13 protein-coding genes are annotated in these 15,627 nt (G+C 34.8%); 5 read left to right on the top strand and 8 right to left on the bottom strand.

Translation table 11 applies throughout. The annotated features are described in order from the left end of the window. The first annotated feature begins 66 nt into the window (after positions 1 to 66). A complete protein-coding gene (locus ABJF08_RS06930; RefSeq protein ID WP_348115361.1) occupies positions 67 to 1,608 on the top strand; it encodes a Fic family protein in 1,542 nt (513 codons plus the stop codon). Next, entirely contained in the window at positions 1,605 to 4,481 is a 2,877-nt protein-coding gene (locus tag ABJF08_RS06935) for a type I restriction endonuclease subunit R (protein WP_348115362.1), read from the top strand. Before ABJF08_RS06930 ends, ABJF08_RS06935 begins: the two co-directional genes overlap by 4 nt. A 159-nt stretch (positions 4,482 to 4,640) precedes the next feature. On the opposite strand, the gene mnmE is transcribed toward ABJF08_RS06935, so the two are convergent. Next, on the bottom strand, positions 4,641 to 6,077 hold the full coding sequence (gene mnmE / locus ABJF08_RS06940; protein WP_348115363.1) for a tRNA uridine-5-carboxymethylaminomethyl(34) synthesis GTPase MnmE: 1,437 nt from the start codon (positions 6,075 to 6,077) through the stop codon (positions 4,641 to 4,643). A gap of 118 nt (positions 6,078 to 6,195) precedes the next feature. Between mnmE and ABJF08_RS06945 the strand changes: the two genes are divergently transcribed. Beyond that, positions 6,196 to 6,624 (top strand): DUF4268 domain-containing protein, encoded by a 429-nt coding sequence (locus tag ABJF08_RS06945; protein ID WP_348115364.1) that lies wholly within the window; start codon positions 6,196 to 6,198, stop codon positions 6,622 to 6,624. Here ABJF08_RS06945 and ABJF08_RS06950 read toward each other — a convergent pair. The 7 genes from ABJF08_RS06950 to ABJF08_RS06980 form a co-directional block, all read right to left on the bottom strand. Then, positions 6,621 to 6,974 carry an Hpt domain-containing protein gene (locus tag ABJF08_RS06950; RefSeq protein WP_348115365.1) on the bottom strand — a complete coding sequence of 118 codons (354 nt, stop codon included), beginning with the start codon at positions 6,972 to 6,974 and terminating at the stop codon, positions 6,621 to 6,623. The two genes, ABJF08_RS06945 and ABJF08_RS06950, sit on opposite strands and share 4 nt — an antisense overlap. Before the next feature lie 129 nt (positions 6,975 to 7,103). After that, positions 7,104 to 8,642: a YifB family Mg chelatase-like AAA ATPase gene (locus tag ABJF08_RS06955; RefSeq protein WP_348115366.1), complete on the bottom strand. Its 1,539-nt coding sequence runs from the start codon at positions 8,640 to 8,642 to the stop codon at positions 7,104 to 7,106. Positions 8,643 to 9,219: 577 nt separating this feature from the next. Continuing rightward, positions 9,220 to 9,873 carry a response regulator transcription factor gene (locus ABJF08_RS06960; protein WP_348115367.1) on the bottom strand — a complete coding sequence of 218 codons (654 nt, stop codon included), beginning with the start codon at positions 9,871 to 9,873 and terminating at the stop codon, positions 9,220 to 9,222. A 6-nt stretch (positions 9,874 to 9,879) separates the two neighbouring features. Next, on the bottom strand, positions 9,880 to 10,668 hold the full coding sequence (locus ABJF08_RS06965) for a histidine kinase (protein WP_348115368.1): 789 nt from the start codon (positions 10,666 to 10,668) through the stop codon (positions 9,880 to 9,882). 99 nt (positions 10,669 to 10,767) lie between these two features. Then, positions 10,768 to 11,190 carry a hypothetical protein gene (locus ABJF08_RS06970; protein ID WP_348115369.1) on the bottom strand — a complete coding sequence of 141 codons (423 nt, stop codon included), beginning with the start codon at positions 11,188 to 11,190 and terminating at the stop codon, positions 10,768 to 10,770. Between the two features lie 85 nt (positions 11,191 to 11,275). Then, positions 11,276 to 11,899, bottom strand: a complete 624-nt coding sequence (locus ABJF08_RS06975) for a hypothetical protein (protein ID WP_348115370.1) — start codon at positions 11,897 to 11,899, stop codon at positions 11,276 to 11,278. A 58-nt stretch (positions 11,900 to 11,957) separates the two neighbouring features. Continuing rightward, complete coding sequence (locus ABJF08_RS06980) at positions 11,958 to 12,287, bottom strand: hypothetical protein (RefSeq protein WP_348115371.1); 330 nt, start codon at positions 12,285 to 12,287, stop codon at positions 11,958 to 11,960. 190 nt (positions 12,288 to 12,477) lie between these two features. Between ABJF08_RS06980 and ABJF08_RS06985 the strand changes: the two genes are divergently transcribed. After that, positions 12,478 to 13,059, top strand: a complete 582-nt coding sequence (locus ABJF08_RS06985) for a nitroreductase (RefSeq protein ID WP_348115373.1) — start codon at positions 12,478 to 12,480, stop codon at positions 13,057 to 13,059. A 153-nt stretch (positions 13,060 to 13,212) separates the two neighbouring features. After that, positions 13,213 to 15,180: a DEAD/DEAH box helicase gene (locus tag ABJF08_RS06990; protein WP_348115374.1), complete on the top strand. Its 1,968-nt coding sequence runs from the start codon at positions 13,213 to 13,215 to the stop codon at positions 15,178 to 15,180. The last annotated feature ends 447 nt before the right edge of the window (positions 15,181 to 15,627 follow it).

The following is a 15,627-nucleotide window of genomic DNA, read 5'->3' on the forward strand; positions in this document are numbered from 1 at the left end:
CCTGTTTTTCCTATACGATACCTGTTTTTCCATATATTTGAGAATAAATGTTTTTCACCATAAACTATGAATATTAAAGGTTATTCACTTAAAGTAACTGTTTTTCACGGCAGGCAAGCTCCAGAAAAAGCAACGCTGGTAGGTTATGGCGCTATTATAGAAGCATTACAGTTATCCATACCATTACCAGATCAACTGGCGCTTATAAGTGAAAAAAGGCGTAGCTATTCAACTGAAAAATGGAAAGTGTTCTCCTCTAGAGCTGCTTTTGAAGATATCTTATACAAGCATTTAGTTTTTGCCCTGAAATATGAAGGCATCAACTTATTGTTGTTTAAAAAACTATATGAACATATAGGAGAAAAGAACCTATTAGAGTTACTACAATTAGAACCTACTGGTCAGTATAGTAGAAAACTGTGGTTTCTATATGAATGGTTATTTGATAAGCGATTGCCTATAGAAGATTTATCTATAAAAAACTATGTGCCACTACTAGATGAGAAACTACAATACGCAATTACAGGTACAAAATCTTCCCGTCATAGAATTACAAATAACCTTCCTGGAACTAACGAATTTTGTCCGTTGGTGTTTAGAACAGACAAATTAGAAAGTTATATAAATGCTAACCTATCCGAACAAAAAAACACCTATTTAAATAGTATTCATGCCGATGTACTACAGCGTGCATCTTCATTTTTATTGTTAAAAGATTCAAAGGCATCATTTACTATAGAACAAGAAAATCCTGGAACCAATCGCGCTATGCGTTGGGGAAAAGCTATTGGGCAAGCTGGTAACAAACCCTTAAGTGTAGAAGAACTGGAGCGTTTACAACAAATCGTTATTGAAAATGCCAGATTTATAAAACTAGGCTTGAGAAATGAAGGAGGTTTTGTCGGTGAACATGATAGAAGTACAGGTGAGCCATTACCGGAACATATATCGGCAAAACAAGAAGATTTAGAATCGCTTTTAAATGGCCTGGTCAATACTAATACCTTAATACAAGACGAATCTTATGATGCGGTTTTAGCTTCAGCATCTATAGCATTTGGATTTGTTTTTATACATCCTTTTGAAGATGGTAACGGTAGATTACATAGGTATTTAATACATCACATATTAGCCAAAAAAGAATTCACAAAACAAGGAGTGATTTTTCCCGTATCAGCCTCAATTCTAGACCATATTGATGATTATAGAATTACTCTTGAAAGTTATTCGCATCCTTTACTTGATTTTATTTCCTGGAAGGAAACGGAAAAGCATAACATTGAAGTTCTAACTGACACCATAGATTTTTATCGCTACTTTGATGCTACCAAACAAGCTGAATTTTTATATGATTGTGTGGCAGATACCTTAAATCGTGTGATACCACAAGAGGTGAATTATTTATTAAAATATGATGAATTTAAACACTTCATAGATAATAAATATGAGATGCCAGACAAAATGGTGGCAACATTAATTCGCTTTTTAGAGCAGAATAATGGTGTGCTTTCAAAACGTGCTTTACATAAAGAATTTAGCGCGTTAAAAGAAGATGAAGTTATAGCTATACAACAGACCTATCAATCCATTTTTAAAGATGAGTTATGAGTAAACAGTCAGAAGCACAGTTAGAAAACGAGTTGATCGCACAACTAGTAGGTTTAGGTTATGAAAAAGTAACCATCACTACTAGTGATGCATTAATCCATAATTTAAAAAAGCAGCTAGAAGCTTTTAACAACACAGTGTTTTCTGATCGTGAATTTGAAACCATTCTTAATCACCTAGAAAAAGGAAACGTATTTGAAAAGGCCAAAACCCTGCGCGACCGTTTTCAACTAACTAGAGAAAATGGTGATAGTCTATACGTGCGTTTTTTCAATAAAGAAAACTGGAACAGCAATCTGTTTCAGGTGACTCATCAAATCACTCAAGAAGGAACGTATAAAAATCGCTATGATGTCACGTTATTAGTTAACGGTTTGCCACTGGTGCAAATCGAGTTAAAACGTCGCGGTGTAGAAATTAAAGAAGCCTTTAACCAGATCAATCGCTACCAGCGTCATTCGTTTTGGTCTTCTCGTGCCTTGTTTCAGTATGTGCAACTGTTTGTGATAAGCAACGGCGGTAATACCAAATATCTCGCAAATAATAAACTGCAATCGGTAAATCAAACTTTTTACTGGGCAGATGTTAATAACAAAAATGTTACTGATATTTCCGCTTTCGCGAAAGCGTTTTTAAATACCAACCATTTAGGTAAGATGATAGCTCAGTACGTGGTTCATAATGAGACGCACAAGATTCTCATGGTATTGCGACCGTATCAATTCTATGCTACAGAAAAAATAGTCAATCAGGTAGCGACCAGTGACGATAATGGCTATATATGGCATACCACAGGATCTGGTAAAACGCTGACTTCATTTAAGACCAGCCAGGTCATTATGGACTTGCCTAATGTTCATAAAGTAGTCTTTGTAGTAGATCGTAAAGATCTGGATTACCAGACCATGCTCGAGTTCAATAGCTTTAAAAAAGATAGTGTAGACGTTACCGATAACACACAATCGCTGGTAAAACAGCTCACAGACGATTCAAAATTGGTTTTAACTACCATACAGAAGTTGAACAACGCGATTTCTAAAGCAAACTATGAAAAGAGCTTAACGCATTTACAGGATAAAAAGGTGGTTTTCATTTTTGATGAATGTCATAGAAGTCAGTTTGGAGATACACACAAAAAAATCACGGAGTACTTTCATAAGAGCCAGCTTTTTGGATTTACAGGAACGCCCATTTTTGCAAAAAATGCCTCTAAAAATGATCTAGGGAAACGTACGACCAAAGATCTCTTTGGAGAATGCTTGCATAAATACGTAATTACAGATGCGATACAGGATCGGAATGTGTTGCGATTTGGGATTGAGTACATCGGTAAGTACAAGCGCAAGAGCAATACCTTTATTGATATAGAAGTAGAAGACATCGATAAAGCAGAGGTATTTGCAGATCCTAAACGACTAGAAAAAATTGCAGATTACATCATCGCTTATCACAGTCATAAGACCTTTAGTAAAGACTATTCGGCTTTGTTTGCGGTAAGTAATATTGATACTTTGATCAAGTACTACGACATTTTCAAACGTAAAAAAGAAGAAGGATTACATGATTTGCGCATAGCCACCATTTTCTCTTATGGTACTAATGAAGATGATGAAGACGCACAAGATAATTTACCTGCAACTACTGAACCAATGCGTCAGGCTGCAGAACCTGAACCACAATATAAAACCAGTCATTCTAGGGAAAAACTAGACGAGTACATTGCGGATTATAATAAAATGTACGGCACTAGCTACTCAACTAAAGATAGTCAGCAGTTTGAGAATTATTTTAAAGACATCTCTAAGCGTTTAAAAGAGCGCGAAAAAACAAACTTTCAGGATAAAAACAGGCTGGATATAGTCATTGTAGTAAACATGATGCTCACTGGTTTTGATGCCAAAAAAGTGAATACACTTTATGTAGATAAGAACTTAAAATACCATGGTCTTATTCAAGCCTATTCTAGAACCAATAGAATACTAGGAGAACAAAAATCACAAGGAAATATACTAGCTTTTAGAAATCTTAAAAAAGCCACAGATGAGGCGATTACCTTATTCTCTAACAAAGATGCTATAGAAGAAATCATCTTACCACCTTATGAATCTATCGCAAAGAAATTTGACGATGCTTTAATAGAGTTATTAGAAATAGTCCCTACTTACCAAAGCGTCGATGATTTAATAAGTGAAGATGATGAGTTGGCTTTCGTCAAGGCTTTTAGACGTTTAATGCGAGCAAAGAACGTACTAGAATCTTATACCGATTTTGATTGGGAAGATTTAGGCATGGATGAGCAAACCTTTGAAGATTATAAAGGGAAATATCTGGACTTAAATGAAAAGGTAAAGAATGATCATGCAAAACAAAAAACGTCCATTCTCGATGATATTGATTTTGAGTTGGAATTGATTCACCGTGACCAAATCAATGTCGCCTATATTTTACAATTACTGGCACAATTAAAAGAATCAAAAGCAAGTGATGCAGCGGCACAGAAGAAAGCGATCATCGATATGCTTTCTGGTGATATTGAGTTGCGTAGCAAACGCGAACTCATAGAAAAATTCATAGAAGAAAACTTACCATATATAAGCGATGTAGATGCGATACAAGATGAATTTGAACGCTTCTGGCATGAAGAAAAAATCATGGCGCTCTCTAAAATGTGCGAAGAAGAGAATCTAGATCAAAAGCAATTTAAAGCATTGATAGAAAGCTATACTAATTATGGTAGAGAACCACTACGTGATGATATTTTTAAATGCTTAGACAATAGACCTAGTATATTAAAAGCAAGGGAAATAGGTGAGCGTATACTTGATAAGATGCGAGAATTTGTGCAAGTATTTGTGCAAGGAATGACAGGGTAAATAGCTTTTCAATACTAATACCAGACTATAAACCATATTTACATTTATCCTAACGTATTTTTTTACAGAATGTTAGGTAATAGGATGAAATGAGCAGCTATCTTTTTAAAATAAATTAGATATCATTTTTTAATTTAAACATTACTATTAATTGTGCCGCTACTTCCCAATACAAAACTGACTAAATATATTCCCAAGCAACTCGTCGTTTGTGATTTCTCCGGTAATGATGCCTAGAGACTCTGCTGTGGCGCGTATGTCTATGGCTAGAAACTCACTAGAAATGTCGTTTTCTATTCCTTCTTGTACTTCTATTAAAGAACTGTATGCTTGCTGTAAGGCATCATAGTGTCTAGCATTACTCACTATAGACTCGTCTTGAGAAAGTGCTCCGCTATTAAAACTTTGTACTAGTGCCGTTTTTAATTCTTCTACACCTATACGTGATTTTGCACTGAGGGATATAAGAATCGTATCTGGAGATTTGGTACTTATTTGTTTAGTGATTTCGGCATGTTCTAGACCAGTAATTTGATCTAATTTATTGAGGATAACTACTAGAGGTTTATCAGGAAATTTTTCTCTCATGAGTTGTATGCGCAATAAACAGTGCATGATTCTAGGCGAGGTGTTCAATTGCGTCGCATCTAGTAGGTAAAGTACTAGTTTAGATTGCTCAGCTTTGGCATAAGAACGCTCTATTCCCATACCTTCTATAGCGTCTGTAGTCTCACGTATTCCTGCGGTGTCTATAAGTCTAAAACGTACACCTTCTATGTTGATCTCATCTTCTATAGCGTCTCGTGTGGTGCCAGCGATATCGCTTACTATTGCTTTGTCCTCGTTAAGTAAAGCGTTTAAAAGGGTAGATTTCCCTACGTTAGGTTCTCCTACTATGGCAACAGGTATTCCTGTTTTTAATACATTTCCTAATGCAAATGAGTCGATTAGTTTGCGCAGCGTATGCTGGCTTGTACTCAATAAGCTGCGTAGGTCATCACGGTTTGCAAAAGCCACATCTTCTTCACTAAAGTCTAACTCTAATTCTATTAAACTGGCAAAATTGAGTAATTGAGATCTTAAATCTTTTAACTCTCCAGAAAAACCACCACGCATTTGCTGTATCGCAATCTGGTGTGCGGTTTCACTTTCACTGGCTATTAAATCTGACACAGCTTCTGCTTGTGATAGATCCATTTTTGCGTTTAAAAAAGCTTGTAAAGTAAACTCACCTGCTTGTGCTATGCGTGCTCCTTTTTTAAGACACACGGCTATAACTTCTTGTTGTATATAAATAGAACCATGGCAAGATATTTCTACCACATGCTCTCCAGTATAAGATCTGGGCGCGACAAATTTGGTTAATAAAACTTCGTCTATCACACGATTTTTATCATATATGTGACCTAGGGTGACGGTGTTTGCACCTAGATTATTATAGATTTCCTTAGATGGTGTAGGTTCCGCTTTCGCGAAAGCGGGAACAAAAATAGCACTAGCAATTTCATGTGCGTCTGGTCCTGATAGTCTTATAACAGCAATAGCGCCTGTTCCTGCAGGAGTGGCAAGCGCGACAATGGTATCATTTTTATACATATGGTAAAGGTAAAAATAAGCGCGGAGTTACTTGCTTAAAATGTGCACAGATTCATTTATTCTCTAAAAGTTGAGCATTTCAAAAACGCAAAGATGTAAAATCCCGTATTATTGCAAAATGTACTCAAAAGAAGAAGCAAGAAACGTAAGGCAACAATTCTGGACCATGTTCGGTAAACGATATGATCGCAAATGGATGTTGTACGACACAAAATTAAAGGATGTGGTGCTCAAATTTTCATTTGAAGACCGTAGGGTTTTGGTTTCTATAGATATTACACATGATGACGATCTTATTAGATCGTACTACTATGATAAATTTATAAGTTTAAAGGCTGTCATGTTAGAAGAGGTAAGTAACGACCTTATCTTTGACGATGCTTATATGCTAGAGTCTGGTAAGATTATATCTCGTGTCTTTGTCATGCACGAAGGCGTAAAGATTCAGAAAAAAACGGACTGGCCAGAGGTCTATGAGTTCTATTTTAAATATATGGATAGAATGGAATCCTTTTTTGTAGAATACAAAGACTTTATTGAGGCTTAAAGATTTTCTTTAGTATAGAGTATTTGCTCATTTACCTGATCATAGTTTTGACTGAATTGCTCTAATAAACTATTAATCAAATGTGCATCTTCATTATTTTTTGCACGATTTTCTATCTCTTGTAATATGCTTGCCATATCATTAATACCTAGTGTTCTATAACTAGATTTTACTTTGTGTGCTTGCATACCTGCAGCTGTATAGTTTTCAGATTTAACTTGTTGTTTGAGAAGTTCATAATCTTCTGGCACTTCATCCATAAACATATCTAGTATAGATACTAGAATATCCTTATCGTTATCAAAAGATTCTCTTAAGTCTGTTAAGGGTAGTAGAGTAATTGTAGACATAGATGGCTGATTTTGATTTGAAGATAAAAAAAATAATTAACTAAAGTTGTTAAATAGTTTAAAAATATAGTCAATTACTTATGTTAAAAGTGATTGAAACTACCGTTTATCGATATTAAATATAAAAGGTTAACCTAACCAGCCATCTCGATCCAGACTTCGGTACTGGATAGCCTCTGCTATATGCGTACCATTTACTTCTTGAGCAGCTTCTAAGTCTGCAATAGTGCGTGCTACTTTAAGAATACGGTCATAAGCTCTGGCACTTAAATTTAAACGCTCCATGGCATTTTTAAGCATTTCTTTACTAGCTGCATCTAGAATACAATGCTTTCTAATATCCTTAACCGTCATTTGTGCATTGTAATGTGTTTTTTCACTGTCCTTAAAACGTAAAGTCTGTATATCTCTAGCTGCGGTAACGCGTTTTCTAATTATGGTAGATCTTTCGGCCAGTCGTTCTTCTGTTAATTTTTCAAAAGGTACTGGTGTTACTTCTATGTGTATGTCTATACGGTCCAGTAGTGGACCTGAGATTTTACTAAGGTAACGTTGCATCTCTGCAGGGCTGCTTTGCACTGGTGCATTAGGATCATTAAAGTAACCGCCAGGACTAGGATTCATGCTAGCGACTAACATAAAACTAGAGGGATAGGTCACTGTAAATTTTGCTCTAGAAATAGTTACTTCTCTGTCTTCTAATGGTTGTCTCATTACTTCTAGTACCGTGCGTTTAAACTCTGGCAACTCGTCTAGAAATAAAACACCGTTATGACTTAGTGATATCTCACCAGGTTGTGGATAAGCGCCACCACCTACTAGAGCAACATCTGATATCGTATGATGCGGACTCCTAAACGGGCGCTGAGCAATTAATCCTGATTTTTCTTGTGTGCGACCTGCGACACTATGAATTTTAGTAGTTTCTAGTGCTTCATGCAGTGTCATAGGTGGTAGGATGGACGGTAGTCTTTTGGCTAACATCGTTTTACCAGCACCTGGTGGTCCTATTAATATAATGTTATGTCCACCAGCCGCAGCTATTTCCATACATCTTTTAATAGATTCCTGTCCTTTCACATCGGCAAAGTCAAATTCTGGATGTTCTAAGGCTTGGAAAAACTCATCTCTAGTATCTACTACGGTAGGTTCAAGTTCTTTTTCACCATTAAAAAACTCTATGACTTCTAGAATATTATCTACTCCATAGACATTTAGATTATCTACTATAGCAGCTTCTCTAGCATTTTGTTTAGGTAAAATAAAACCTTTATATCCTTCTTCTCTGGCTTTAATAGCAATAGGTAATGCACCTCTTATAGGCTGTAGCTGTCCATCTAGGGATAGTTCTCCCATGATTATGTAATCTTTGAAAAGGTCTGTAGTGATCTGTCCAGATGCATTAAGTATTCCTAATGCTAGCGGTAGATCATATGCGCTACCTTCTTTTCTAAGGTCAGCAGGAGATAGGTTTAAGATTAATTTCTTACCAGGCATTTTATAGCCTACATTTTTAAGAGCAGCAGTGATGCGGTAAGAGCTCTCACTTATTGCTTTATCTGGTAATCCTACTAGGTGGTATCCTATTCCTTTATCGGCATTTACCTCTACGGTGATAGTAGTAGCCTCAACGCCAAAAACGGCACTACCATAAACTTTTGTAAGCATGAAGTTGGTTTATTTCCTAAATGTAAGAAAGATGTGATTAATTTTAAAGTTTGTGAACTGTCTAATAATCTTTTAATGAATAATTAGTTTAAAGTCGATAAAAGCAGTTGAAAAAAAAAATGGAGCCGAAGGCTCCATTTTCAACTTTTTTAGAAGTTGGTAATATTGATTTATAACATGTAAATCCCTAATTCTACTCGTTATACATTCAATTTCATGACGAATATAAGATTAAAATAAGGTATAATTCCATCTTCTACATAGGATAAATCTGGTAAGTAGCTATGTTTTAGATGAATGGTTAAATTAATCTGTAACAGTCACTTAGATGAAGTAGATCTATGGAGATAGATATAGAATGTGGTAATAGAATCAACAAATAAATAATAGTTACAGTAAATGAAAAATGGGACCGAAGTCCCATTTAAAGCTCATTCCCTACAATGAAACTTTTTTTCCTGATGTATAGGTGGTCCCCTGAACTACCACCTAAAATCATTTTTATATACATTGTAAATTTAGGCCGATTTGTAATTCTACACATGAGTATAAATACCCATTTTAAGAATAACATGTTTTATTTGAGGCTGATAAGGTTGTTTTGAATAGCAAATGCCACTAGACCGGCAACATTGCGACTAGCGGTTTTATCTAATAAACTATCTCTATGTCTATCTACTGTTCGTGTAGATATAAAAAGTAAATCTGCTATTTCTTTAGTAGTATGTTGCTTGCAAATTAATTCTAGAACTTCTTTCTCCCTATCGCTAATTAATTTTTTATCTAGAGCACTTTTCTTAAAGTTTTGGTTTTGTGAATTCTCATGTAATATGGTCAGTAGCTTTTCATTATAATAAAATCCTTTTTCATGTACTTCTTTAATGGTTGTGTACACTTCTTCTGGTTTTGCATTTTTTACTAGATAAGATACCGCACCTACACCTAGCATGTTAGAAATAAAAACATCTGTATCATAACTAGAAAGCGCAATAACCTTAAGACCTGGGAAATCTTTGTGAATTTTTTTAGTAGCCTCTATACCATTGAGAACTGGCATCTTTAAATCTGTAATAATGATATCTGGCATCACCACACAATCGTTGAGTTGGTCTATCATTTCCTGACCATTTGTAGCTGTAAAAAGCACATTAAAGTGAGCATTTCTATTCAACATAAAACTCAGTGTTTCTAGGAATAAGGTCTCGTCGTCAGCTAGTGCAAGGTTAATCATAATTATCTAGGGGTTGGTTGGGAATTCAAAGGTATATAAAACCCCTTGATTAATAGAGGTTTCTAGTGCCATACTTCCTTGTAAAATAGAAACACGGCTGTTTATATTGCTTGTTCCTAAACCTATTCCAGTAGTTTCTTGAAAACCTATACCATTATCCTGGTATACCATCTTTCTTACATCACTAGTAGTTAGCGATAGATGGATCTGATTTGACTGACTATATTTAAGTGAGTTATTGAATAATTCCTGTACTATCCTATAAGTATGTAATTGCTGGTCAGATGTTAATGTAGATTCGTCCCAATCGCACTTAAAGTTTATTTTTAATTGATCGTTGTGTATGGAATCCACAAGTTCTGTAAGTGCCTGGCATAAACCAAATCTTTCTAAAACCGGTGGTAATAAATCATGTGCTAGCCTACGAGCGTTTTCTAGAGTCTTTGCAGTAGCATTTTGGATACGATCCAACAGTAAATCACGATCATCTTGATTTAAAGTAGTATCGGTAAGTAAATTTGTATTTAAAGAAATCACATTCAGTTTTGCACTTATCTCATCATGTAGTTCTCTTGCGATGCGATGACGTTCTTTCTCTTGAGTTAATAGAGTTGCCTCTAGAACATCTTCCTGTGCCTTAATTTTAGTATCTCTTACTTCTAGATCTGCTTTGGTTATACGCTGTCGCGAAAGCAAGAAAAAAAACACCATCCCGATAGAAAACAGAATGATAAAAATCATTAAACCTATCGCTACGTAGTTGATTGTTGTGTTCGTGATTTGAAATAAGTACATGTATTATAATCTATGACAATAAATCTAACATTAATTATCTTAAAAAAGAAAAGCTGGACTTTTATTGTCCAGCTTTTTTAAATAATGTAAAGATTACTCTTAGAATAAGGGACTTTCTGAATCACATTTATGAGGACAAGGTTCGGTAGCATCATAAATATACCAGCCTTTACTAGCATCGATCATATCTTTACCATCAGCATCTACACCTACTATAATAAGTTTAGTTTCATTGTCATTTAGACCTATGTACATACGGCTGTCTACTGCATCGTCTTGTGCCATTACTTGAGTAAGATCACTTCCAGGAACGTTCCATCCTTTAACGTCATCTATATAAGTAGACTTGTCTTCTAATTTTCTCCAGTCGTTTGCCCATTGTTGAGCAGTTTCTAGAGAAATAGTGTTGATAGGAGTGCTTTTTAAACTCACTTGATTGCTTTCATTTACCGCAGGTGCTTCTTCTTCACAAGAAATAAGACCTACAGTAATAAAAGCGAGTAATAAAAATACTTTTTTCATAATTTAATTTTAATTGATTAGATAATCAAAGCTAAAACTATTCTCTAAAAGGGCAAGTATTTCTTAAAAAGTATTCGATAAAGCGTTAATTTATTTTAGGAACCTTCTTCTTTCTTGATTTAAAAAATAAAAAAGCTTCGTATAGGAACAGGAGTTGTAGAAATATAAGCGGTGTAATATGTAAACTTTGTTTTATAGAAAGGAGTTCATAGCTTATGTTCTCATAAAAAGTTGCAGAGCTTAAAAAGATTAAAGTACAACTCGACACCATAAAAACACCTATGTTGATATATCTGTAACCTTTTTCATTTTTTAATAATTCATAAAAATAGATAGTAGTTAAAAATAAAATGAAAGGAATAGTTATAAAGCTTAACCATGGGTTATGTGTCATTATGGAATTAAAATCAATGATATAAATAGAATAAGCAATGACGCTCACTACACAAAAAAGCATGTAGAAATACTTTTGAAACCAACGGTTTTTAATATTTAATTTATAGAAATATGAAAAACACAAAAATTGTATTGTAAGGAATAAAAAAATGAAAGGAGCATTTGTTATTTCTCCGAATACTGTGATAATATTATTATTAATTAAATAAGTTCCTATTTCAGCAATTATAGCACCTAATAAATAAATTAGAATAGGTTTAAATGCATTTTTTTTTAAAAACAATAATGCTGAATACCCAAGGATATTCAGCATCAAAATTGTTAAATAGATACTATGTAAATAGTTATATATTTCTATCCACATTGCTTAATTACGGTAAAGTCATCAAAGGGCTATTTACATCACCTGTTTGCGGTGGTATAGTTGATGTGGCATCATAAATATACCATTCCTTACTAGCGTCTATCATATCGCTACCATCCTCATCAACACCTACTATAAGTGTTTTCAATGTTCCATTATTATCTATTGCTAAATAAAGTCTTGTGTTTACTGCTCCAGATTCTGCTAGAGTTTGTGTAAAGTCAACTCCTGGAGCATCATATGCTTTTATAGTGTTCCCAAGAACTTTGTTTTCACTACTTCTCCAGTTAGCTACCCATTTTTGAGCATTCCCTAATTCTACTACGTTTTCTGCCATTTTTACTCTTTTTAATAAGTTTAGGTTCGTTTAAGTAGCTAAATTAATACTTATTTTTAAAAAGTACCATTCAATTGCTTTTTAAGAACCATTTCTAAGCATTGCTTATTTATAACGATTACTTAAAAGTATATATAGTTTTTAACTTTTACCGCTTTCGCGAAAGCGAGACAACCATTACCTTTAAAACATGAAAAAGACATTAGAACAATTAATACAGACACGTCGCAGTATTTTTCCCTCACAATACACAAATGGAGTTATACCGCAATCTGATTTATTGAAAATCTTAGAAAGTGCAAGATGGGCACCTAATCATAGAAAAACAGAGCCATGGCGTTATAAAGTCCTGCAAGGGAATGCCTTGACAGATTTAGGAAACTTTATGGTAGAGCAGTTTATTCTATCTACAGATAAGGCTGTACCACTTAAACTTAAAAAGCTCCAAGAAAAACTAGAAGTAACCAGTGCGATGATTTTGATTTTTAAATCTAGAGATGTAAAAGAATCTATACCAGAATGGGAAGAAATAGCCGCTGTAAGTATGAGTGTGCAAAATATGTGGCTTACTACACATAATCTTGGATATGGTTGTTACTGGAGTTCTCCTAAATCATTTGCCGATATGTCAAATTTTTCGAAAATAATGGTAGATGATAGAGAAGAGTTTTTAGGCTTCTTTTATATAGGTACTTATGATAAAGATGCGGTCACTACTTCACTTCTACCAGAGAGAAAGAGTATAGACGAATTTACGCAATTTGTAGAGTAAAAAGAGAGAGCTTATTGTTCTACGTCTAATATAATAGCTTGTGTTGTTAGGAGTTTTTATACCATAGCTGCGATATTATATTCTATAAAATTTCTATATAACAAAAAATTCATTTATTAGTCGTACTTTTGCAAAATAATTAAACACAGTTATTTGAAAAATTTTGAAGACTTAGGTCTATCACAACCGTTATTAGACGGTCTTGCTGAAATGGGTTTTGAAACTCCTACGGAGATTCAGCAGCAAGCTATTCCATTATTGCTTAAGCATGATGGTGATTTTATAGGTCTGGCGCAGACTGGTACAGGGAAAACCGCAGCATTCGGTATACCATTATTAGAGTTAATGGATACCAGCTCGAGAGATACGCAGGCACTTATACTAGCCCCAACGCGTGAATTAGCACAACAAATTTGTCGTCAGATAGAAGCGATGTCTCAAAAAATGGGAAGACTTAATGTCGTACCTGTTTTTGGAGGAGCAAATATCATGGGTCAGATCAAAGACATTAGACGTGGAGCGCAAGTGATTGTGGCAACTCCAGGACGTCTTATGGATCTTATGAAACGTCGCGAGGTAAAACTCGACGCGTTAAGATTCTTGATTCTTGACGAAGCAGATGAGATGTTGAACATGGGTTTCCGTGAAGACATTGATTTTATTCTTTCTAAGACAGATGTAGGTCGTAATATCTGGTTGTTCTCAGCTACAATGGCAAGAGAAATCAAGAAGATAGTAGATACCTATATGGTAAATCCAGAAGAGGTACGTATCAATCGCGAGGATATTGTAAATACGAATATTACTCACCAGTATGTTCAACTTAAGGCTAGAGATAAAACAGAAGCTTTAAGAAGAATGCTTGATTTTAATCAAGATATGTTCGGTGTTGTATTTTGTCGTACAAAAAGAGATACACAACAAGTGGCAGACGAGTTGAATAACAATGGTTATGCAACAGAGGCACTTCATGGAGATATGTCACAAGCACAGCGTGACGCAGCTATGAAACGTTTTAGAAATAAAAATCTAAAATTGTTGATAGCTACAGATGTTGCTGCTCGTGGAATTGATGTAGAAGACATTACTCATGTAATTCATTTTGCATTACCAGAAGATCCAGAATTTTATACACACCGTTCTGGTCGTACGGCTCGTGCAGGTAAGAAAGGAGAATCTATTGCGTTTATCACTAAAGGTGATATTCGTAAAATGAGATATATGGAAAGTAAGCTTTCTATTAAATTTGATAGATCTGAGATTCCAGCGTTAGAAGCGATAACTGCTAGACGTATTACTAAATGGACAGAAGGTATAAAAGATTTAGAGATTAATGATAAAATTAGTGATGCACTTTTTGATGAAGTGAAAACTAGTCTTGAAGAAATTACTAAAGAAGAATTAATCGGTAAATTCTTAAGTCAAGAATTTAATAAGATTTATAAACGTAATTCTATCACCGATCTTAATGATAATTCAAAGCCACGTGAGGATAGAGGTGAGTATCGTGAGAGAAAACCAAGATCTAGAGGTAAGGAAGATGGGATGAAGACCTATTTTATCAATTTAGGTCGCAAAGACGATGTAAATAAAGGTGCTTTATTAGGTTTTGTTTGTGATGTGACAGGTATTTCTGGTAATGATATAGGTCGTATCGTTTTAGATGGAGCTCATTCTTTTATGGATGTAAAAGAAGAAGTAGCTTCTCAAATGGAGAAGTTAAATGGGCAAGAGCGTAATAAACGTGAGATCAGAGCAAATGTGCATGAAGGTGAAGTGAGAGAGTCTCGAAATCGTGGAGGCCGTGATGGTGGTCGCGGTAGAAGTAGAGGTGGTTATCAAGGTCGCAGAGATGGAGATTCTAGATCTGGCGGTAGTTACAAAGGCCGTCGTAGAGATGGAGATTCTGGTGGCGGTAGTAGTCATAGAGGTCGCCGTGATGATAAATCTAACTCCGGTGGAGGGTTTAAAGGTCGTAGTTCTAGATCTAATGATGATTCCCGTTCTAGTGGTAGTTTTAGAGACCGTGATTCTAAGCCTAGAAGAGGAAATTCTAGCTCTAATGATTCTGGTGGTAATAAAGGAAAACGATCAAAGTTTTTTGGTTCTAAATGGGACTAGTTACCGTTTTAGTTTTGTATATAGAAAAAATCCTATCTCATTTGAGATAGGATTTTTTTTGTTTACTAATGTCAGCCAGTATATCTATAATTTTAGTGTTTCGTGAAATTAGGTTGTTGATATTAGGGCCTCCATTATTCGTATTAATGTATTGTCGATATAGATATTTGCTGATCACCGACATGGTGGAGAAGATGATTTTGAATAAGTTTTCTATTCAATATTTTTTTCTTAAATTTAAACATAATGTAAACTGTTGTTTGCTAAATGGTTGATTAATTCTTTCATTTTTATTTCTATTTTTTCAATAAAAAGTTAGGAAGTTAGAGAAAAGGGGTTGTATATTTGCAGCCGCTTAGGAAAACAGCTAAATGTTTAACAAGGCAAATGTTCTTCAGATAGGTTAAAAGATCAGTTAGTAAATCGTGAAGATTTGCGATAAGATTT

The sequence above is a fragment of the Nonlabens sp. genome, from assembly GCF_039941875.1.
Classification (GTDB): domain Bacteria; phylum Bacteroidota; class Bacteroidia; order Flavobacteriales; family Flavobacteriaceae; genus Nonlabens.

Excerpts from the sequence above, each read along its gene's own strand:
- ABJF08_RS06985 (WP_348115373.1), top strand. The coding sequence starts at position 12,478 with ATGAAAAAGACATTAGAACAATTAATACAGACACGTCGCAGTATTTTT.
- ABJF08_RS06980 (WP_348115371.1), bottom strand. The coding sequence starts at position 12,287 with ATGGCAGAAAACGTAGTAGAATTAGGGAATGCTCAAAAATGGGTAGCT.
- ABJF08_RS06960 (WP_348115367.1), bottom strand. The coding sequence starts at position 9,873 with ATGATTAACCTTGCACTAGCTGACGACGAGACCTTATTCCTAGAAACA.
- ABJF08_RS06930 (WP_348115361.1), top strand. The coding sequence starts at position 67 with ATGAATATTAAAGGTTATTCACTTAAAGTAACTGTTTTTCACGGCAGG.
- mnmE (WP_348115363.1), bottom strand. The coding sequence starts at position 6,077 with ATGTATAAAAATGATACCATTGTCGCGCTTGCCACTCCTGCAGGAACA.
- ABJF08_RS06955 (WP_348115366.1), bottom strand. The coding sequence starts at position 8,642 with ATGCTTACAAAAGTTTATGGTAGTGCCGTTTTTGGCGTTGAGGCTACT.
- ABJF08_RS06975 (WP_348115370.1), bottom strand. The coding sequence starts at position 11,899 with ATGCTGAATATCCTTGGGTATTCAGCATTATTGTTTTTAAAAAAAAAT.
- ABJF08_RS06935 (WP_348115362.1), top strand. The coding sequence starts at position 1,605 with ATGAGTAAACAGTCAGAAGCACAGTTAGAAAACGAGTTGATCGCACAA.
- ABJF08_RS06945 (WP_348115364.1), top strand. The coding sequence starts at position 6,196 with ATGTACTCAAAAGAAGAAGCAAGAAACGTAAGGCAACAATTCTGGACC.
- ABJF08_RS06965 (WP_348115368.1), bottom strand. The coding sequence starts at position 10,668 with ATGTACTTATTTCAAATCACGAACACAACAATCAACTACGTAGCGATA.
- ABJF08_RS06970 (WP_348115369.1), bottom strand. The coding sequence starts at position 11,190 with ATGAAAAAAGTATTTTTATTACTCGCTTTTATTACTGTAGGTCTTATT.
- ABJF08_RS06950 (WP_348115365.1), bottom strand. The coding sequence starts at position 6,974 with ATGTCTACAATTACTCTACTACCCTTAACAGACTTAAGAGAATCTTTT.